The sequence below is a fragment of the Brevibacillus borstelensis genome (assembly GCF_036700025.1).
Classification (GTDB): domain Bacteria; phylum Bacillota; class Bacilli; order Brevibacillales; family Brevibacillaceae; genus Brevibacillus; species Brevibacillus borstelensis.
This window is the reverse complement of the sequence record NZ_CP144922.1, coordinates 2868229-2886128: the sequence shown is the minus strand read 5'-3', so window position 1 is coordinate 2886128 and position 17900 is coordinate 2868229. Positions and strand designations below refer to the sequence as shown.

The 17900-nt window shown below is 47.7% G+C and carries 24 protein-coding genes; 14 read left to right on the top strand and 10 right to left on the bottom strand.

The features are described 5' to 3' along the window. Nucleotides 1-18: 18 nt before the first annotated feature. The 4 genes from mnmA to V5G20_RS13610 all read right to left on the bottom strand — a co-directional run bounded on the left by mnmA (nt 19) and on the right by V5G20_RS13610 (nt 2344). Entirely contained in the window at nt 19-1131 is a 1113-nt protein-coding gene (gene mnmA, locus V5G20_RS13625) for a tRNA 2-thiouridine(34) synthase MnmA (RefSeq protein ID WP_003390510.1), read from the bottom strand. Nucleotides 1132-1244: 113 nt separating this feature from the next. After that, a complete protein-coding gene (gene tlp / locus V5G20_RS13620) occupies nt 1245-1466 on the bottom strand; it encodes a small acid-soluble spore protein Tlp (RefSeq protein WP_003390511.1) in 222 nt (73 codons plus the stop codon). A 188-nt stretch (nt 1467-1654) separates the two neighbouring features. Then, nucleotides 1655-2005, bottom strand: coding sequence for a DUF952 domain-containing protein (locus V5G20_RS13615; RefSeq protein WP_338460871.1), 351 nt, complete (start codon nt 2003-2005; stop codon nt 1655-1657). A 96-nt stretch (nt 2006-2101) separates the two neighbouring features. Beyond that, nucleotides 2102-2344 (bottom strand): hypothetical protein, encoded by a 243-nt coding sequence (locus tag V5G20_RS13610; RefSeq protein ID WP_003390513.1) that lies wholly within the window; start codon nt 2342-2344, stop codon nt 2102-2104. Nucleotides 2345-2578: 234 nt separating this feature from the next. Between V5G20_RS13610 and V5G20_RS13605 the strand changes: the two genes are divergently transcribed. Next, nucleotides 2579-3328, top strand: a complete 750-nt coding sequence (locus tag V5G20_RS13605; RefSeq protein ID WP_422388002.1) for a TIGR02206 family membrane protein — start codon at nt 2579-2581, stop codon at nt 3326-3328. A gap of 15 nt (nt 3329-3343) precedes the next feature. Here V5G20_RS13605 and V5G20_RS13600 read toward each other — a convergent pair whose 3' ends face one another. After that, on the bottom strand, nt 3344-3739 hold the full coding sequence (locus V5G20_RS13600) for an MmcQ/YjbR family DNA-binding protein (RefSeq protein ID WP_243014172.1): 396 nt from the start codon (nt 3737-3739) through the stop codon (nt 3344-3346). A 119-nt stretch (nt 3740-3858) separates the two neighbouring features. Here V5G20_RS13600 and V5G20_RS13595 point away from each other — a divergent pair, with 119 nt between their 5' ends. Next, the gene (locus V5G20_RS13595; RefSeq protein WP_311068426.1) at nt 3859-4074 is read left to right on the top strand and encodes a hypothetical protein; all 216 of its coding nucleotides are present in this window, start codon (nt 3859-3861) and stop codon (nt 4072-4074) included. Between the two features lie 648 nt (nt 4075-4722). Further along, on the top strand, nt 4723-5556 hold the full coding sequence (locus tag V5G20_RS13590) for an alpha/beta fold hydrolase (protein ID WP_003390519.1): 834 nt from the start codon (nt 4723-4725) through the stop codon (nt 5554-5556). Nucleotides 5557-5689: 133 nt separating this feature from the next. Here the strand turns inward: V5G20_RS13590 and V5G20_RS13585 are convergent, their stop codons facing one another. Next, nucleotides 5690-5884 (bottom strand): hypothetical protein, encoded by a 195-nt coding sequence (locus V5G20_RS13585; protein ID WP_003390520.1) that lies wholly within the window; start codon nt 5882-5884, stop codon nt 5690-5692. A 196-nt stretch (nt 5885-6080) separates the two neighbouring features. Here V5G20_RS13585 and V5G20_RS13580 point away from each other — a divergent pair, with 196 nt between their 5' ends. Further along, nucleotides 6081-6428 carry an MmcQ/YjbR family DNA-binding protein gene (locus tag V5G20_RS13580; protein ID WP_338463468.1) on the top strand — a complete coding sequence of 116 codons (348 nt, stop codon included), beginning with the start codon at nt 6081-6083 and terminating at the stop codon, nt 6426-6428. 252 nt (nt 6429-6680) lie between these two features. On the opposite strand, the gene V5G20_RS13575 is transcribed toward V5G20_RS13580, so the two are convergent. Continuing rightward, complete coding sequence (locus tag V5G20_RS13575) at nt 6681-6953, bottom strand: hypothetical protein (RefSeq protein ID WP_338460869.1); 273 nt, start codon at nt 6951-6953, stop codon at nt 6681-6683. Nucleotides 6954-7158: 205 nt separating this feature from the next. On the opposite strand from V5G20_RS13575, the gene V5G20_RS13570 reads away from it, so the two are divergent. Together V5G20_RS13570 and V5G20_RS13565 are read left to right on the top strand one after the other, a co-directional pair. Next, nucleotides 7159-8682: a glutamate ligase domain-containing protein gene (locus V5G20_RS13570; RefSeq protein WP_024983642.1), complete on the top strand. Its 1524-nt coding sequence runs from the start codon at nt 7159-7161 to the stop codon at nt 8680-8682. A 140-nt stretch (nt 8683-8822) separates the two neighbouring features. Beyond that, nucleotides 8823-9041 (top strand): hypothetical protein, encoded by a 219-nt coding sequence (locus tag V5G20_RS13565; RefSeq protein ID WP_003390524.1) that lies wholly within the window; start codon nt 8823-8825, stop codon nt 9039-9041. 71 nt (nt 9042-9112) lie between these two features. Here the strand turns inward: V5G20_RS13565 and V5G20_RS13560 are convergent, their stop codons facing one another. Continuing rightward, the gene (locus V5G20_RS13560) at nt 9113-9943 is read right to left on the bottom strand and encodes a prohibitin family protein (RefSeq protein WP_024983643.1); all 831 of its coding nucleotides are present in this window, start codon (nt 9941-9943) and stop codon (nt 9113-9115) included. Between the two features lie 562 nt (nt 9944-10505). Between V5G20_RS13560 and V5G20_RS13555 the strand changes: the two genes are divergently transcribed. The 7 genes from V5G20_RS13555 (at nt 10506) to V5G20_RS13525 (ending at nt 15257) form a co-directional block, all read left to right on the top strand. Continuing rightward, nucleotides 10506-10886 (top strand): hypothetical protein, encoded by a 381-nt coding sequence (locus V5G20_RS13555; protein ID WP_024983645.1) that lies wholly within the window; start codon nt 10506-10508, stop codon nt 10884-10886. Nucleotides 10887-11544: 658 nt separating this feature from the next. Then, nucleotides 11545-11898 carry a DUF2512 family protein gene (locus tag V5G20_RS13550; RefSeq protein WP_003390530.1) on the top strand — a complete coding sequence of 118 codons (354 nt, stop codon included), beginning with the start codon at nt 11545-11547 and terminating at the stop codon, nt 11896-11898. 273 nt (nt 11899-12171) lie between these two features. Continuing rightward, nucleotides 12172-12468: an MOSC domain-containing protein gene (locus V5G20_RS13545; protein WP_024983647.1), complete on the top strand. Its 297-nt coding sequence runs from the start codon at nt 12172-12174 to the stop codon at nt 12466-12468. Between the two features lie 51 nt (nt 12469-12519). Then, nucleotides 12520-13080 (top strand): GNAT family N-acetyltransferase, encoded by a 561-nt coding sequence (locus V5G20_RS13540; RefSeq protein ID WP_003390532.1) that lies wholly within the window; start codon nt 12520-12522, stop codon nt 13078-13080. Nucleotides 13081-13246: 166 nt separating this feature from the next. After that, nucleotides 13247-14206, top strand: a complete 960-nt coding sequence (locus tag V5G20_RS13535) for an IS30 family transposase (protein WP_327953988.1) — start codon at nt 13247-13249, stop codon at nt 14204-14206. Between the two features lie 139 nt (nt 14207-14345). Further along, nucleotides 14346-14684 carry a hypothetical protein gene (locus V5G20_RS13530; protein WP_024983648.1) on the top strand — a complete coding sequence of 113 codons (339 nt, stop codon included), beginning with the start codon at nt 14346-14348 and terminating at the stop codon, nt 14682-14684. Between the two features lie 396 nt (nt 14685-15080). After that, the gene (locus V5G20_RS13525; RefSeq protein ID WP_170208387.1) at nt 15081-15257 is read left to right on the top strand and encodes a hypothetical protein; all 177 of its coding nucleotides are present in this window, start codon (nt 15081-15083) and stop codon (nt 15255-15257) included. Nucleotides 15258-15408: 151 nt separating this feature from the next. Here the strand turns inward: V5G20_RS13525 and V5G20_RS13520 are convergent, their stop codons facing one another. Next, nucleotides 15409-15576: a hypothetical protein gene (locus V5G20_RS13520; protein WP_197029776.1), complete on the bottom strand. Its 168-nt coding sequence runs from the start codon at nt 15574-15576 to the stop codon at nt 15409-15411. 275 nt (nt 15577-15851) lie between these two features. Here V5G20_RS13520 and V5G20_RS13515 point away from each other — a divergent pair, with 275 nt between their 5' ends. Continuing rightward, nucleotides 15852-16832 (top strand): NAD(P)H-quinone oxidoreductase, encoded by a 981-nt coding sequence (locus V5G20_RS13515; RefSeq protein ID WP_338463467.1) that lies wholly within the window; start codon nt 15852-15854, stop codon nt 16830-16832. 114 nt (nt 16833-16946) lie between these two features. On the opposite strand, the gene V5G20_RS13510 is transcribed toward V5G20_RS13515, so the two are convergent. Then, the gene (locus V5G20_RS13510) at nt 16947-17531 is read right to left on the bottom strand and encodes a hypothetical protein (protein WP_024983650.1); all 585 of its coding nucleotides are present in this window, start codon (nt 17529-17531) and stop codon (nt 16947-16949) included. Nucleotides 17532-17900: the final 369 nt, after the last annotated feature.

The window sequence follows — 17900 nt, the reverse complement described above, 5'->3', positions numbered from 1 at the left end:
GATTCCCCAATCCCTCAATTATTTCCCTGTGTCCAGCGGAGTGACCTTGTCGATTGTCCCTCCACCCAAACATTCTTCTCCGTTGTAAAAGACCACAGCTTGTCCGGGAGTAACCGCTTTTTGCGGCTTGTCAAACACAACTTCTACTGTATGATCATCGCGGATGTGCACCGTAACCTGCTGATCAGGCTGTCTGTAACGGAATTTTGCCGTACAGGTGAATGTCGAGATCGGCTTCCGATCGCTGATCCAGTTCACATCCGTAGAAACAAGACTGGTCGAGAACATTCTCGGATGGTCTGCCCCTTCTGCAACGATCAGCACATTCCGCTCCAAATCTTTATCCACCACAAACCACGGTTCTCCTGTCTTGCCATGGCCGCCGCCAATCCCAAGACCTTGCCGTTGTCCGAGGGTATAGTACATCAACCCGTCATGGCGCCCGACAACATCGCCGTCAACCGATTCGATATTGCCTGGCTTTGCCGGCAGGTAGTTTTGCAGAAATTCCCGGAAGTTGCGCTCGCCGATAAAGCAGATACCGGTGCTGTCTTTTTTCTTTGCTGTCGCAAGGCCAGCCTTCACGGCGATTTCCCGAACCTCGGGCTTGCTCATATGGCCGATCGGAAACATCGTTTTGGAAAGCTGCTTCTGATTGAGCGCATTGAGAAAGTACGTCTGGTCTTTATTGGTGTCCTTTCCGCGGATCAGCTTGTATTCGCCGTCCTGGAATTTGACCTGGGCGTAATGCCCGGTCGCAATGTAATCTGCCCCCAAGTCCATAACCTTGGTCAACAGCTCGCCGAATTTGATTTCCCTGTTGCACATGACATCCGGATTGGGTGTCCGCCCGCGGCGGTATTCATCGAGAAAATACTGGAAGACTTTTTCCATATACTCTTTTTCGAAATTGACCGTATAGTACGGAATTCCGATCTGGTCGCAAACGCGTCGCACGTCCTGAAAGTCTTCTTCCGCTGTGCAGTGGCCGAATTCATCGGTATCGTCCCAGTTTTTCATGAAGATGCCGATCACATCATACCCCTGTTGCTTTAACAGGTATGCTGTCACGGAAGAATCGACCCCTCCAGACATGCCGACGACGACACGTGTATCTTCTGGTCTTTTCATGGTCGTTCTCCTCACTGTGAATTTGTTCCTCTACAGATTATCATGTTTCACAAAACAATTCATGTATTCTTGCGCGAAAACGCCTGCCGAAGTGTCCGGCAGGCGCAAGTTTTTTATTCCATTTGCGAAGCCTCGTCTTTTATTTCGGAGCGGAAGTCTTCAATGCTCTCTTCCCTGCGTTCGTTTTTTTGCTGCAGGTTCGCTTTTTCCTCCGCGGAAATCTCATCGCCGTGCGCGTTGAGATAATCGCGTGTCTCGCGCATGTTCTCCATGCTGTTTTGAATCATTTCTTGCAGCTTTTCAACATTATCCGAGCGGTTGTCTGGTTTGGCCATGCGGCACACTCCTTTGCAGGTATGATTCCATGTCCTTACCATTTTGCGCCCGGACGGGACACTTTATGTACAGATACATGTGTCCCTTTCCATGCAGTCTCCTGACTATTCAGCGGGCCTCGGTCCAGCGTCCATGCCGGATTCCGAAACAGTCATCAACGGCTTCACCGCAGCATCTGCCGAAACACTTATCCAACCACCCCCGCTACTCCCCAGTTCCCGTCTGTCCTTTTCATCTCGCGAATTTCCAGGATCGCGTCCTTGTTCAGAGGACCGTATATATGCGGATACAACAGGCCATCCTTCGCTTGTTCATACTTGACCGGCGAGGCAATCTTTTGCTCCTGTATGACCAATACGTACAGCTCATCCGTAAAATCCTTGTAGACGCGATTGGCGACTTTGCCCAGGAGCTCCTCTCCCTTGGTCGCATGGATGAAGCCTTCCTGCTCATAATCCCGTGGGAGGTATGTCTCCTTTCCCTCCCATGTTTCCCAATAGGATTTAGGTACCAGACAATAGATGATATCCACTTGCATATTCCCCTTTCTGTTTGCACGATAGGCAGCGTGTCCCGACGATTCTCTATGGGAACCTTCTGCATACGCAAGCGCCAGAAAGCCCCCCGTCGGCCATCAGCCCCGAAGCGCCTTGTCAATGTGACGAATTGCCTTTAGATAGGCCATCTCATCGAGCCTGTTTTGATCATGTCGCCATTGAATATAATTTCGCAATGAATGCAGATCAACCCATGCATCCCTGGCTTGCGGGTTGTTCCCGGGAACTTCTCCCGTTATTTCTCCTTCCCGTACCAGCTTGGCCATCTCGGCCGGATGCATTCCGATTTGATACGCGATATGATACAGAGCGGTTTTCATTGAGCCTCCCGGTGTGTACATGTGGCGTTTCTTTTTTCTCGTATCTATTCTGCCAATCTTTTTTCCGCTTGCCAAGGCAGTGTTTGTTTTACTGCTTTTCACACTTCCCATTTGAGCATTTCGTATGATCTACTATTGGAAACAGAGGAAAAACTTTCTATAATACTTCTATTCGCTGATTTGCTCGAAAGCATGCAAGCAGCCTATCTAACAGATTCGCTTGGGGGAAAATCCATCATGTCCGATCTCTTGTCCTATACGATTCAAGGCGAGCCCTTTATGCTGTTTTCGGTCTCCCACCTTGTTGCACTTGCTCTATTCGTGCTTTCCGTACTTGCGCTCTATTTGCTTCGCGATCGATTGCGGACATCTGATACAGAAAAACGGGTACGGTATTCTCTGGCAGGACTGCTGCTCTTCACCGAAGCGGCCTTTCAGGTGTGGCACGTCTATACAGGGAGCTGGTCTGCCGCGTATACGCTGCCTTTGCAGCTCTGCAGCATTTCCTTGCTGTTTTCCATCGCGATGCTGATGTTCAAAAGCTACCGAATTTATGAGTTCACCTATTTCCTCGGTCTCGGGGGAGCCCTTCAGGCGATGCTGACGCCCGAGCTGTTCTACCCGTTTCCGCATTTTCGTTTTTTTCACTTTTTTCTGGCTCACGCAGCCATTATTCTCGCTTGCCTGTATATGACATGGGTGGCTGAGTATCGTCCCACCATCCGCTCGTATTGGAAAGCTCTCGGCGTTTTAAATCTGCTTTTGCCCATCGTACTGCTTGCTAACAGCGTGACCGGAGGCAATTACATGTTCGTCTCGCAAAAGCCTGCCAATCCGAGCCTCCTGGATTACCTCGGTCCCTATCCCTGGTATATCCTTTCGCTTGAAGGTGTGGCTGCCTTGCTCTTTTTTCTGCTTTACCTGCCGTTTTATGCTCAGAGCAAAAGGGACCGGAAGCCGTCGCAGTCAGGGGTTTCTGTGTAGTCCCTTTTTTTTGTGTCATCTGCGTTGTCCCTGCTGTTCTTGGTAAAGGTTCGCCAGACGCTTCGGCGCGGTCCGCAGGTAGCCTTCTTGGATCAAGCCTTCGATTTCCTCCCAGTCTGGAGTGGTAGACCCGCTTACAGATACCCATCCGTGCTGCCCGATATACGGTGTCTTGGTGTAGCCGCCCTTATGCAGCAGCAGCTCCTGTGTGTGGGGAGTTGTCTTGAGCGAAAAAGTAGTCTCTAGCCCGCGCTCAGCGATCATGACAAAAGGCTTGTCCCCCACACGGAAGGTTGTATGTCCAAAGGAGTCTACTTTTTCCTGCACCTCGGGAAATTGCGTGCAAATCGTTCGTAGACGCTCCAAAAGCGCAAGTCCCGCTGGCGTTTCCACCTGTTTATGCTTGTCCATGCCATCTTCTTCTCCTTTCACGAGTACGCTTTTTTTGGTTCATTCGACAACCGCCAACGAGGGGCTACCATGTCCGATCCTGTTTTGTGGTAAAATGAACCACAAGGAGGTGTTTTCATTTGAAGAATGAAAAACGACCAGCCGATGATCCTCCTCAACGGGAAAATGAGCCCTTCAACAGCGTTGTCGACCACTACCGAAACATTGTCGGAACACCTTCGAAACCTATCGACATGGAAAGCATGCCGAAGCCGCTTAAATGGTTTGGCTATATTGTCTTTGGCATTCTCTTGACAGGCAGCCTGCTTCTCCTCATCGCCTTTCTGATTACGTGAGACTCCCATGAAAGGAAAACGATCAAAAGCGCTTCGATCATCTTTACTCGCCTCTGCTCCCAGCCTTGACCGTTTAACAAGATGAGCTTAGCCTACACGTTTTGGGGAGAATCTTCAATCACCTTTCAATTCCCTTCTTGTGTATGACACTCAGTTTTTCAGGAAGCCTTGATGTACTGCATACAAAACAAGCACTATCCGTCCGACGATTCCACAGATTTCCGAAATAGGCAAACTGCGATTTTGCGAAGTTTGGAGCAGTCTTTTCTATGAATCGTAGAGGTCCAAAAGATTGCTGTCAACGGGCTTTTAGAACGGAGGTATGAGAAGTGATTGGGAAGCTCTTTCTGGGGGCCTTGCTATTGGTTTGGACATTTGCGGAATTTTTCTTTACGCCATGTGCATCGAAGAAAAGAGAACGCTTGTTGTTTTTCCTCGTCCTGTTGGCGATCAGTGGGGGGATATACTTCCTGTTCTTGTAGGTACTCAATTGTTTGAAGAATCGTTCGTCCGCTACCGAAAACGGCGCACGGAAAAACATGATTTCAAATACGAAAACCTGCTTCTTTGAATCGACAGCAGCTATCCAACTCCGCTTTTATACCGGAATCCGGTAATCAAACGAAACATGGGATCAGGTGATGAACTGTGGCCTCCAACTGGAAGGATACCATCTCTTACGCTAGCTACGGGGAAGGAAAACCGCTTGTCGTCTTGCATGCTCTCGGAACAGACCACCGGGCCATGCAGGCATGGATGGAGCCCCTTTTTGCCAATCGGCCAGGCTGGCAGCGCATCTATATCGATCTGCCGGCGCACGGACACAGCCATGTAAAAGAATGGGTAACGACCTCAGAGGATATTCTCCATGTCATTCTGGGCTTTTTGGACGACTTCATACCCGAGAAGCGTTTTACCCTGGCAGGCAAGTCCTACGGCGGTTATATCGCCCAAGGCATTTATGCAAAAAGAAAAGAGCTTCTGGACGGTTTTTTCCTCCTCGCACCCGCTCTTCACTTACAGAAACGCACCCTGCCTGACAAGACAATTCTACGACAAGATGAGGAGATGCTCCATGATCTCCATCCGGATATACGAACAGCATTCGAAACGCTGATGGTTGTCCAAACCAGGGAGAATCTCACTCGATTCCTGGAAGAGGTGCAGCCGGGCCGTCTGCTGGCAGACCGAGACTTTCTCACATCCGAATGGCGTACCAAAGGCTATTTTTTCTCACTTGATCCCATAGACAGCACGAGTCTCTTCACCGCTCCTACCTTGTTTCTTCTCGGACGGCAGGATGCCATTTGCGGCTACAGCGATCATTGGTCAATGCTCGAACATTTTCCGCATGCCACTTTTTCGATTCTTGACAGCGTTGGTCATATGCTGGAGATTGAAAAGCGGCAATTGGTTCAAACGCTTTGCGGCGACTGGCTTGATCGTGTAGAGCATTTCGTTCAAAAAAACTCGCTTGGTTGATTTCTTGTATTTCCCCCATCATTCTGATAATGGAGTGATCGAAGTGAAATACTGCATGCATTGCGAGAAGACTGATGGTAAATCGGGGAGGGGCACGTTCGTGTGCATAGACGCACTTCCCCCTCCCGCCGCTTTACTCATCCTCAGATGACTCCACATGCTGCCGGATAAACGCCTCCGCTGATTCATCCAACATGTACTCCCTCTTCGGGTCTTCATTTACATCGGAATCAACTTCCTGCTCGGTAATATATGGAGTATCCATGTTTTGCTTGGTGATCAACAGATTGATTTGCGGCTGTTGGTCATTACGTTCATCCTTGGGCATTCCCATTCTCCTCTTCTATGTAGGCTACGAAGCGCTGGGCTTCGCCCGATTTCAAACGATTGCACTCTGTTACTATGTGCCGCTTCTGGTCAAAATATCCGGGATTCTGTTGCCAATGCCAGCATGTTCCAACTATCATGAACAGAGTATCACCTTGTTTACCCATTTTCTCGAAAGCTGAGGGATCCCTATGAATATGCTGGAGCTGAGACAATACTGTCTTGACAAAAAAGGAGCAGCAGAGGATTTTCCGTTTGGTGAGGATATACACGTCATGAAGGTCGGGGGAAAAATGTTTGCCTTGCTTGCAACTGGAGAAAACGGACTGCAGATAAGCTTAAAGTGCGAACCGGATCTTGCCGAGACTTTGCGTTTCCAGTATCAAGCAATCAAACCGGGATACCCTCTCAATAAACGTCACTGGAATACAGTTGAAGTGGATGGCACCGTCCCGGAGCAAGAACTGTTGAGCCAAATTGACCTTTCGTATCATTTGGTTTTCAAAGGTCTTCCCAAAGCGAAACAGCAGCTGATCCACTCGTAACAAAGGACAAGCATTGCAGTTCGTTATGTACGGCCTTCTCTTCTCATCATGTCTGCTCTGTTACATAAAACGGAAATAACCGCAATGATTTACATGACAATGAAACATTTCCCTCTCCGTCCTCCGCCCGCAGGCGATAAGCCGATGGATTTCAGCCTGTTTCCCCTGCCTTCAGGTCATCTGTCTATCCACAATTACGTGCACCAGAATATACAGGTATGGTAATCCAAGAAAAAACGGAGAGGATGAAGTTCATGTATTCTTATCCTGGGCGAGGGTCAGGTCAAAGTTCTCAATGGTCACCACAAAGTCCGCAATGGTCCTCACAGAGCCCGTATTGGTCAGCACAAAGTCCACAATGGCCAACTCAACGGGATCAATATCGTCCCCCATCCAGACGCAGATATTGCCCTGATCACTGTCGTTGGTGTCCACCTGAATGCTGCCGCCGTCGTCGAGACAGAGATAGAAGATACTGAGCCTCTTCAACAATCCGGCCAAATAGTCGTGCAAGATCGCTTTCATACTCGTAAATCGTTTTTACGTTAGCTACTACATTTTCATTTGGAGCCACCCAACCGGGATTGGCTCTTTTTTTACGAAAAAAAGAACTTGACCCGTCTATCCTCGGCAAATGTTTGAAAGCTTTTCGTCTATACGGGCTGTCTCATCCAGACATAGTATATGTCAGCGCTGCCCACATTGTTTGTAGGGAGGGAAACTAAACAGATTGAGACAAGAACGATCGAAAAAAAATGGCTTCCCAAAAAGAACAGCGACAAAGATCAATTCGCCGCAGAAAGATAAGGGCAGGACATCGCAGAAAAAAGTGGTCAAATCGCTTCGGGTTCGTTCCATCCGGTCTGGAGCTGTCAAAAAGTCGAGCAGAAACGGAAACGTCATCATCGCTGTAACTGGCAAAACGGGTGAAGCGCCCATCAAAGAAATGCCCGCACCCATTCTCAAGAAACGCCGGAGAGTCTATGCATCAGGCAAACACGTGCTGACAAGCAATGCCCGTATCCGTACACGCCAGAAACAGCCGCAATACCGCAGAGCTATTGTTGTTTTGGATAGGTTAGCAAAAAGAGATATTCGTCAAGGGTTCCAAAACATTGTGGACGCGCTCAAGGCGATCGCAGCCAGTCACACATCCGGATATGCTCCACATGAGATCCAGGCCGGTTTGTCCCAGCGGCGGCCGGGAGTATCTCACGTCCAAAACGATATTCGCGTCATAGAGGGTACCTCCATCGCACGCCCTTCGGCTGTAAAAGCCGCTCTCGACATTCTGGTCCAGAATGAAAAAGGAACCAACATCGCGGTATTCGGCACTATGCAGGGAAAATACACACGAAAAGAATATGCACGGATCGGCCGATATGTGGCAATGAAGAAAGTGGATTACCTCTACACGCTCGGTCCGTACGCCAGGTGCATCTCCCGGGCAGCCACTCGCTCCGGTTTTCCCCAAAAACGCGCACGCCACTTTACAAGCAGGATAAAGCTGCACCGCGCTTTAAAAAAGAGGCTCTTGCCCGGCACGACCATTCTCGTAATAGGTTCAAACAAAGCAAAAATAAGCAGGACTTGTGCCTATTTGCGCAGATTGGCCAAAAGCAAAGCAAACGTGTCGGTTGAAGTGCGGCCAAAGAAAAGAAAGATCGCCATGCGAAGCGACAATGATCTTCTAAAGGAAAAAGATCGTGTAAGGGAGGATTCTCTACTGGAAGAAGACTTTGAACAGGAAACAGCAGGATCGGAGGTTGAATCAGCGTTCGAAATGGACTCACAGGTTGAAGAAGGTGACGACCATTCACAATTTGAACCGGATGAGGAGCAGGATACTGAACCTGAAAAGACGGATGAGGTTGAGGATGATGCCGGAGACGGTGACCACGTCGAGGACGATGACAATAACCATTCGATAACCTACGACAGGCGTAAACGAGCGGTCCATAAGAAGAATCAACCGGTTGCAACGAACGACTTGTCAACTGATGGGCTTCTCGTCACAAATGACCTCACGGCGAGCACTGAATCGTATTTTGGCTCTCTTCCGGAAGGATTTGATGCTCGGTCAGAAGATTTTGCTTCTATCCCGGAAGGCATTGATGCTCAGTCGGAAGATTTTGATTCTCTCGCGGAAGGCGTTGATGCTCAGTCGGAAGATTCTCTCGCGGAAGACATCGATTCTGTCCCGGATGATTTTCCTCTGACGGCCCAATCCGTTGATCCAGATGATGCTTTATAACAGGGGCACGGCCTACTCTCCTGCGGCTAAAATTGCTCTTCTTGGTGCAAGAAGGGCTTTTTGGTTACATAGATGCAAGAAACTGATGTTTTTATCAAAAACGCATCTTTGGTAATATGAAGAAGAGGAGCGTGATAGCTATGGACAAAGCCTTTTATTACACGGTGGATCACAATCAACTGGAAGAATACAAAAAAATTCTCGATCTGATGAAAATCCCGTATTTCGTCGAGGTACCGGTTGCTCTTTTGCGAAATGGTGCAGATCAGTACGCAATCGTTTTTCCCCATATGTCTGGAAGGCTCTATGAGATGGTGCGAAAGCTTTTTCGCGGGGATGGAACGGCTTATCCGCAGTAATCCACCCCCTATTGCGAAACGACAGAAAAGCCCTTCAGCAATTCTTACGCCAAAGGGCACTGGTTTTGAAACTACTTGTTGTCAACGTTAATAAAAGGAGTGGCTCCCCCTGTAACATTTGGCAATTTCCCGTCCCAGCGGCGAATCGCTTCCAGTTGGGCTTCGATTTGCCTCAATTGAATCAACTCAGGTGTAACTTCCTGTTTTTGCAGGCGGAGCGCTTCGGCCTGTGCCTGAGCCTTCGTAATTTCCTGCTCCTTCTCGATTTTGATCCGTTCCAAATCAAGCTTTGACTTGAGCGCTTGCTGCTCGGCGACTTGCTTTGCTTCAATCGCACGGTCAAATTCTTCACTGAATTTAAACTCGCGGATGTTGATTTCGTCCAGGACGATGTAATAAGAAGCAAGCTTCTCCTTCAGCACTTCTTTTACTTTTGCACTTACTTCAGAGCGCTTGGAGATCAATTCTTCTGCCGTATATTGTGCTGTTACCGCTTTCAACGCTTCGGCGATTGCAGGATCGACTATCCTGGCAGCGTAATCCATCCCCACCTCCTGATAAAGCCTGTTGACATTATTGCCATCCAGATGATGGTTGACAGCGATGGTTGTTGCCACGGTCTGCAAATCCCGGGAGGCCGAAGTTTGACTGGTCTCTGATTTTTGGACCCGTACCTCCATCGGAATGACCGTTTGAATAAAGGGAATACGGAAATGAAGACCCTCGTCAAAAACTTGCGGTTGAACGGCTCCCAACTGCAATACAACGCCACGATGCCCCGCCTGGATTATCGTTACCGATTGAAAAATGAGGAAACCGATGATGAGAGCGACAATGATGGTCACAATCGTCTTAGGGGCGCCCAATTTGGGATTGAGCTGTGTCACTTTCTGATTTTCCATTCGCATCTCCTTTATGACTGGCTTTATCTATGTAATACGACAACAGATTTCATAAGTTTCAAAAATTTCACCCTACTCACTATTCGTCGAATGTTTGGTTTGCGGCTCTCGATACAATAGCTCGGCGGTTTTCCTGATCACGGGCAAACAAATAGCCGCCAGTTCTCGCTGAGAAACCTGACGGCAAAAGAGAGATAGACGTGAATAAAAGAGGTACCCTTTTTGACAGCCATATGCTTGTCCAAGGTTGCGTTTGCAAAAGAAATCAGGAAGATATAACTACAGTGAAAAAAATTTGCATAGAGCATTTCTTCTATCAAGCGGAACATCATTGTGACTTTCGACTCTGACATGGGTTTTCAAACGAAATCGCCAAGACTGCTTTTTACTTTTTGTACCAAAACACCCTCAAATAAGCTGGAGGAATAAGTAGCGCTTTCACGCAATAACAGCTCTGAGTCCTGTGGTTCGACAATTCGGCTGCCTGATCGCCATGACAGGTACTGTCAGGATCACACGACTTGGTGAATATACCGTGTACCTCGTTGATCATCCTACAGGTATGGAAAAAATAACACCGCTCATCCCCCCGGAAATCAAACAACGAATTGAAGAGGAAATCAACGGTCTCACTTTTACGAAAAACTTTCGCTCTGCAACAGCGGAAGAGTGGTATGTATTTCTGCCTGGCTTTAAAGACCCGTTGACGGAAGGTGCCGCAGGCAAAGTGATCATCCACTACGATCTGTACGGTAACAGGGATGTCTTTATAAACACAACCATCATTTACGATGATCCGTCACTCCATCAGCCGGAGCTCCATCCTCTGGTCTACCAAATATCCGAAGAATTGGTCAATCGTCTGGTTGGCTACGCCGACACATTGCTTTCCGTTCACGCAGGGGCCAATTCCTATCAGGCAGAATATATAGAGCGCACATGAATCATCGCACATTACTCGCCGCCGCCCCCTGCTTTCTCCGTCTGTGTCTAGAGATTCTGCCTTTGAAGCATTGCGTATGAATGGCCGCTCTTTGGCCATATGACGAACTTGCAGTTCAAGACGAGTAGTCCGCTCCGCTTCTTCCTCGCGATGCATCCAATCAACCAGCCGTTTCCCCCATATGATGATAAAAAACACGCAAACGTGGTGAATCCGTATGGGAATGTACAGGGACAGGAAATCAAGAAAGTTTCCTTGTTTTTACGGAAACTGGTGCGGCCCCGGATGCAGTGGCCCTGAACCGCCGATTGATGACGTGGATGCCTGCTGCAGGAAGCATGACTTGTGCTATAAGAAACGAGGATATTTTGCCTGCAGCTGTGACCAAAAAATGCTGAAATGTCTAAAACACAAAAGGAATGCGGACACCGCAGCGGGCAGAAAAGCAATGATGATGTACTTGTATTATCAAAATAGCTTCTGCGACCCAAACAGATAGCCTATGGATGCCAAAAGCTTGACCGCAGCCCTGCCTCTGCCCTCCCCTTTTCGTCCCCTCAAAGCATGGGGGTTTTTCATTGATAATTCTTCCTTGATGGACGAATAACACTGCCGCCAGAAAGAAATAATATTCCCAATGATATTTTGAATGGAGTGGATGGCATTGTATCGCTTTATAGTCAAGCTGGTAATAAATGGTATCATCTTGGTCCCTTTTATTTACTGGTTTACGGAAGCAACCATATGGGCCAGCATTGTCACATCGGTAGGTTTATCGATCATCGCCTACCTGATCGGCGACCAGCTTATCTTGCGCGCTTCGAATAACCTGATCGCAACTGTTTCCGATGCAATCCTGGCAGCTGTCTACTTATGGGCTGTTTCCGCCTTCATGAATTGGAACTTCAGTTTTGGTGAAATGCTTTTTACGGTAGTAGTGCTTGGTGTTGCCGAGTTTTTTTACCACCGCTTTCTGGGAAGAGTCGACGAGCAGGAAAGACAAGGTACGTAAGCTTCGCTTCAGACACAGTATTATTTCGGCAGTGAATCAACAGCCATTTGGCCAAAAGATCCGGGTGAACAAACGAACCCCTGATCTTTTGGCTTTTTTGTTCCCCTCCATAAAGTTCTGTGTATGATGTGCGGCAAATGACTCGCTCTCCCAGCTTCTTCCGGTTACAATGACAACAGGAGGTGTCGTATAGAATGAAACAGACAACGGAGGTAGTAGCGGTCAGCATTTGATGAATTAAAGGGGGCCGGGTTTACTGTCTCTGCCGGGCAGTTGGGAGAGAATATCACAACACGCGGCATTAACCTGCTTGGGCTGCCAGTAGGTACCAGGCTCCGGCTGGGCGAAACGGCGCTTGTAGAGATTACCGGATTACGCAATCCTTGTGCTCAGTTGGACCGCTTCCTGCCAGGTCTGATGGCAGCACTTTTGGATCACGACGAGCATGGCAACCTGATCCGCAAGGCGGGAATCATGGGAATCGTGCTGGCGGACGGAGAAGTTAAGCCTGGCGATCCAATCTGCGTAGAGCTCCCGCCGGAACCGTACCGACCGCTTGATCGCGTCTGAAAAGTCAGGCACCTACACTACAATGAGAAATGGAATGGGAGAGAAATGAAAATGAATCCACTGCTGCTTGATTTCCCGAGTGAATTTTGCACGGATCGGCTGTTAATCCGAATGCCAAAACCAGGAGACGGCAAAGCTGTTTTCCAAGCGATCACCGCTTCTCTCGAAGAGCTAAAGCCTGTGATGCCTTTCGCCCATCATGAACAGACAGAACAGGATGTAGAAATCAGCATCCGTAAATCTCATTTGGATTTTTTGAAACGGGAGGACTTGCGACTTCTGGTATTTCATAAAGAGTCCGGCGATTTTATCGCCTCATCTGGACTCCATCGCATCAATTGGGCCATCCCCAAGTTTGAGATCGGCTACTGGATCGACACCCGCTTTAGCGGAAATGGATACATGACAGAAGCTGTCCAAGGAATTACCGCCTTTGCCTTTGAGGAATTAAAAGCACGGCGTGTGGAAATTCGGTGTGATCCCCAGAACGTGAAAAGTCGTGCCATTCCGGAAAGATTAGGATTTGTACTGGAAGGGATTTTACGCAACGACTTGCTTTCTGTAGACGGAAAGGAATTGAGGGATACCTGTGTGTTTGCCAAAGTAAAATGATGAAAAAGTTCAGTTCCTGGCAGCAGGCTTATGACAGCCTGTTGTTTTTTTGTATATGACGGATTGTAATATGAAGTGCGACACCTAACCAAAGGCAAAAAAATGGCCCATGATTGATTCGTGTAAAATGAAGTTACCACAACACATTTACACAGGAGAATCAATCATGAGTTATTCACATCTTAGCATAACAGAGCGCAGTCAGCTAGCGTTACTCCATCGTCTGGGTTGGTCTACTCGGGCCATTGCCACTGAACTCAAACGGCATCACTCTACGATTGCCCGTGAGTTAACTCGGGGAATGGAGGCAGGCGAATATCAAGCCGAGACGGCTCATCATGCGTATGGGCAGCGTCGAGAGAAGTCCACTTCCCGTGGCAAATGGACACCCGAACGTGGCTCCTATATTGCTGAAAAATTAGCGCAAACCTGGTCTCCCGAGCAAATTTCCGGACGTATGAGCCAAGACTGCCCAGAGCAGAAGGTATCGTTTAGAACGATCTACCGATGGCTGTATCAAGGACTTTTGGTGAAAGGAGATACCACTGTCTTGCGCCATAAAGGAAAACGCAGACAGCCTCGTGAAACACGTGGTCGATTTAACGTAGGTAAATCCATTCAACAGCGACCCAAAGAAGTGAGAAAACGCGAGAGTTTTGGTCACTGGGAGCTTGATACGGTTGTTTCGAGTCGAGGAAAAAGTAAAGCATGTGTAGCCACGTTTGCCGAGCGTAAGACCCGTCTCTATCTTGCTATCAAGATGCCTGATCGGACTTCCATTTCGCTAGAGAAGGCATTTGGTATGATTGCTCGCTCTTTTCCCAAAGGTACGTTTCAAACAGCCACTGTTGATCGAGGAAAAGAATTTGCCTGTTATGATCGCCTGGAATCCGTCCATAACCTAAACATTTACTTTGCCGATCCATACTCTTCCTGGCAACGTGGCACCAATGAGAATTCCAATGGACTTCTTCGTGAATTTTTCCCAAAAGGAAAAGACTTCGCTGAGGTTTCCGAGGAAGAATTGGGTCAGGCACTGTATCTCATTAACAATCGACCGAGAAAATGTTTAGGCTGGAAAACCGCTCACGAATCATTCTTGGAAGCTCTGTCGCACTTGGCTTGACAAACCGTCATATAAAAAGAGCAGTAATGACATCAAGTGGACGTCAAGCAAAGGTACCAAAAAAAGTTGGTACTTTTTTCATTCATGTTCTCTTCGGTTTAATGTTTATAGAAAGCATCCCGAATCGGAGTGAACAGATATGCGTCAAACAAGACTATTCGTTTATTACTATATCGTTCTTTCGGCTGTCTTTTGGTTCGGAAGGTTGTATATCATCGAGGCCTATCATATGAAACAGGGTCCTGTTCCGCAAGAAGCTTTTCACACATTAATCGAATGGGTCAGCCTGTTCGCCTTTTTGTATATCGTCCCGCTGTTGGTAGCTGGATTTGTTGGACTGATCCGCTTTGCGAAAAGTAAAGAGCTTCCCCTGTTTCTCGGCGTTCTTCTGAGCCTCTTATATATTCCGCTTGCGATTGGAGCCGGTTTTGTTTTGAATTTCATTTTTATCTTGCTGTTTTATGGATTTGCACCTTGATCGTCGAATTTGATTGGGTAATGACTTATGTGGTAATATTTGCTAAACTAAAAGTAACCTGATTAAGGGGTGATGCCAGTGCTGTATGTTTTCGGCGGATTACTTGTTTTGGTTGGTTTAGCATGGTGTCTAAGCGGATCAATTAGTATGAAAAAGCGGGATGAATATGCTCAAAAGCACTCGATGGACGATTCAATCGCTCACCAGACACTAAGTCAGATGCACAACAATCATCACCATTTCTAATGTCTGCGCGCTCTCTCGGGCGCGTTTTTTGTATGCATCTCTCTGATATGTATGCGGGATAGAAATGGGCCCCCTTTCCATGACACTCAAGTGTCCCTGTATAACGTCCAAACTTCCTGAAGAGACTAGCTTTTTGAGGGGGTGACTTGGATGGCAGACCGCGTTGAAAAAGGCAAACAGGAAGCAAACCAAACTGAAACAAACACCGTAACCTCTACCCTGGATGAAAGTGAAATCGTCAGACGTCATCAATACCAGATGTTCCCGACACCAGACGAAGATGAAGCAACGCCAGCAGCTAGGGGAATAACAAAAGTAGATCTCTAACTCTGCAACATGATTCGCGCCTTCACCTAATGCTGTGAAGGTGTTTTTTATGCCGTTCAAAGCAAAGGACCCTCCTTGGTCACAGCCATAAACTCACCGCCGGAGGGCCTGTTTTTGTTTTTCGCTATTCATGTGTTAACTTAGCAGCACGCTAGGCTAATTCATTTACCTTTTCACCCTGTTTTTCGGGCTCTACAGTTCCTTTGCCTGCGTTTTCAGCCAGACTATGCTCCTTTTTTGTCAGGGAATAGCCATGCATATTGCTACCGTCATGTCCCATCTCCTGCTGCTGACTTTTGTCTTCATTGCCTAGAGACATTTCCTTCACCTCCCCTCGCCTTATTGTCTCCAATTGCAAAAAGCTGACCCCATCTGCATGCCTGTCACTGGTTTATACGCCGTGACGAGTCTGAGCAAGACTTTTGGGAAACAGTAAGAAGACCATTGCTTTCATTTCCAGGCAAATATGTTATGGTAAGAACCAGGAAAGTTGTTCCATATGAAAGAGATGGTTGCCTTCGCTTTCCATTTTTGTTTTTGCATCCACAAGGTATGTACCTTCATCACCATATACGTTATAGGAAGTGGTTCATGATGAAAGCAGTTATCGTCAAAAAGCCAGGCGGTCCCGATCAACTTGAGATTGCCAATTTGCCAATCCCCGAACCAAAGCAAGGAGAATTGCTTGTACGCGTACATGCAGCGGCAGTAAATCGAACCGATATCATTACACGCGAAGGAAAGGCAGGGTATGCCGCAAACCCTGTTTTAGGTGTTGAAATAGCCGGTACAGTTGTAGAAACGAACGGATACAGCTCCCTTTCCGCAGGTGACAGAGTGATGGGATTGGTCAATGGCGGCGGCTATGCCGAGTTTGCCATCATGCCAGCCGATCGGGCAATGAAAATCCCCGAGTCTTTATCGTTTGAAGAAGCGGCATCCATTCCCGAAGTGTTCCTCACTGCCTATCAAACGTTATTTTGGATCGGCAAGCTGCAAAAAAATGAAACCGTCTTAATCCATGCTGGTGCCAGCGGAGTTGGGACAGCCGCCATTCAGTTGGCAAAAAAACTGTGTAACGCAAAAGTAATCGTGACTGCCGGTTCCCAGAGAAAACTGGATTTCTGCCGGGAGTTGGGAGCCGACGTCACGATCAATTACAAAGAGCAGGCATTTGAAGAAGAGGTTCTGAAGTCTACAAACGGGCGCGGTGCCGATTTGATTCTGGACTTTATTGGCGCTGCGTATTGGGAGAAAAACCTGGCGAGTATAAAAAAGGAAGGGCGCTGGGTCCTCATCGGCATTTTAGGCGGAAGTGAAGTGGAAAGCGTACATTTGTTTTCCTTGATGGCGAAATGCGTCCAATTGACAGGGACATTGCTGACGCCAAGAAGCGATGAATACAAAGCTCTTTTAACGAAAGACTTCATGGAAAATGTTGGGGCATATCTGGAAAGAAAAGAAGTACATCCTGTCATCGACACCGTATTTCCGATTGAAATGGTAGATAAAGCTCATGTGTATATGGAAGAGAACCGCAATATCGGGAAGATCATCCTTCAATTCATGGAGTAGTTTTTGAAATGCATAACCGTATTGCAAATGCTTCAACAGAAAAAACCTCACCTGTTTGGGTGGGGTTTCTTTGGTAAGGGTGCCCTGCTCACTATTTCGGTTCAATGCCTTCGGCTATTCATACGTTTCATCTGTCACAACCTTTATCCCGAGAATGAAAGCTGGCTTATCCGGTTTTCCATGAATCACGTCCGCGTAATAGAAATCCCTCAAAATAAAGCGTGTATAATTCGATTCTTCCGCAATTTTCTTAAGGAAATCGTCTTTCACGATCCCTATCAGCTCCAACGCTTTCATCTCGTCACCCGAATCATGCAATGGTTCCGCAAATTCTACGTTTATATGGGCAATATTGCCGTCAATGTACATAACAGATACCGTTCCTACGGCATGTTCATAATAATGCCTGATAAACGGGGTCTTTGCTCCCGAACCATATAACGTCCATTCACCTTGCTCTGTTTTGAGCGGTTTTCCGAGCAGTTCCTCTACTCCGCCCGCTTGATCAGGAAGCCCTCGGGTTGATTGTACCAATTTGTTTATGTCCAAGAGAGCAGCGGGCATATCTTCCTCCGTTGGAGCCAGTACAGCCTTTTGTTCTGAGTAAGATGCATCCAACGGCTGGATTTCCTGCTCCTTATCAGTGCTGCAGCCCGTTAAAACAATGATCATTAGCAAAACGTAGGCAATCAGCTTCATGACACCCCTCCCGCCATCCAGATTATACCAAATCCTTCAGGGCAATTATACTGGATGCAGTTTAAGCTGGTTCTCCGCCGTCTTTTCGTGACAGAGCCGAAGCTGCGCCGTTACAACCTTTTTTATTAGGAGCGGAACCGCTCAAAGCTGTAATCGGTTCATTGATCGTTGCAATCATTGTCCGCAATCGGATCGCATCTCTCGACTTCTCCCCTTCTCCTTCTGTATGAGCGCTTGGCTCGGGCCTTTGACGGGCATCGATATCGCGGCATTATCGGACTTTGATTCCCACAGGTACACTACCCATGAATTCGTCTTGCCTCGCTTCTTGGTAGCGATGTTTGGGCTTGCGTGGGTTGACGGCACCGA

What these genes read in the sequence shown, in the direction of transcription:
- V5G20_RS13540 (WP_003390532.1), top strand. Translation starts at nt 12,520, where the DNA reads ATGAATCCACTGCTGCTTGATTTCCCGAGTGAATTTTGCACGGATCGG.
- V5G20_RS13510 (WP_024983650.1), bottom strand. Translation starts at nt 17,531, where the DNA reads ATGAAGCTGATTGCCTACGTTTTGCTAATGATCATTGTTTTAACGGGC.
- V5G20_RS13560 (WP_024983643.1), bottom strand. Translation starts at nt 9,943, where the DNA reads ATGGAAAATCAGAAAGTGACACAGCTCAATCCCAAATTGGGCGCCCCT.
- V5G20_RS13530 (WP_024983648.1), top strand. Translation starts at nt 14,346, where the DNA reads ATGCGTCAAACAAGACTATTCGTTTATTACTATATCGTTCTTTCGGCT.
- tlp (WP_003390511.1), bottom strand. Translation starts at nt 1,466, where the DNA reads ATGGCCAAACCAGACAACCGCTCGGATAATGTTGAAAAGCTGCAAGAA.
- V5G20_RS13610 (WP_003390513.1), bottom strand. Translation starts at nt 2,344, where the DNA reads ATGAAAACCGCTCTGTATCATATCGCGTATCAAATCGGAATGCATCCG.
- V5G20_RS13575 (WP_338460869.1), bottom strand. Translation starts at nt 6,953, where the DNA reads ATGAAAGCGATCTTGCACGACTATTTGGCCGGATTGTTGAAGAGGCTC.
- V5G20_RS13565 (WP_003390524.1), top strand. Translation starts at nt 8,823, where the DNA reads ATGGACAAAGCCTTTTATTACACGGTGGATCACAATCAACTGGAAGAA.
- mnmA (WP_003390510.1), bottom strand. Translation starts at nt 1,131, where the DNA reads ATGAAAAGACCAGAAGATACACGTGTCGTCGTCGGCATGTCTGGAGGG.
- V5G20_RS13525 (WP_170208387.1), top strand. Translation starts at nt 15,081, where the DNA reads ATGGCAGACCGCGTTGAAAAAGGCAAACAGGAAGCAAACCAAACTGAA.
- V5G20_RS13585 (WP_003390520.1), bottom strand. Translation starts at nt 5,884, where the DNA reads ATGCCCAAGGATGAACGTAATGACCAACAGCCGCAAATCAATCTGTTG.
- V5G20_RS13515 (WP_338463467.1), top strand. Translation starts at nt 15,852, where the DNA reads ATGAAAGCAGTTATCGTCAAAAAGCCAGGCGGTCCCGATCAACTTGAG.
- V5G20_RS13535 (WP_327953988.1), top strand. Translation starts at nt 13,247, where the DNA reads ATGAGTTATTCACATCTTAGCATAACAGAGCGCAGTCAGCTAGCGTTA.
- V5G20_RS13550 (WP_003390530.1), top strand. Translation starts at nt 11,545, where the DNA reads ATGGCATTGTATCGCTTTATAGTCAAGCTGGTAATAAATGGTATCATC.
- V5G20_RS13600 (WP_243014172.1), bottom strand. Translation starts at nt 3,739, where the DNA reads ATGGACAAGCATAAACAGGTGGAAACGCCAGCGGGACTTGCGCTTTTG.
- V5G20_RS13615 (WP_338460871.1), bottom strand. Translation starts at nt 2,005, where the DNA reads ATGCAAGTGGATATCATCTATTGTCTGGTACCTAAATCCTATTGGGAA.
- V5G20_RS13580 (WP_338463468.1), top strand. Translation starts at nt 6,081, where the DNA reads ATGCTGGAGCTGAGACAATACTGTCTTGACAAAAAAGGAGCAGCAGAG.
- V5G20_RS13520 (WP_197029776.1), bottom strand. Translation starts at nt 15,576, where the DNA reads ATGTCTCTAGGCAATGAAGACAAAAGTCAGCAGCAGGAGATGGGACAT.
- V5G20_RS13555 (WP_024983645.1), top strand. Translation starts at nt 10,506, where the DNA reads ATGGAAAAAATAACACCGCTCATCCCCCCGGAAATCAAACAACGAATT.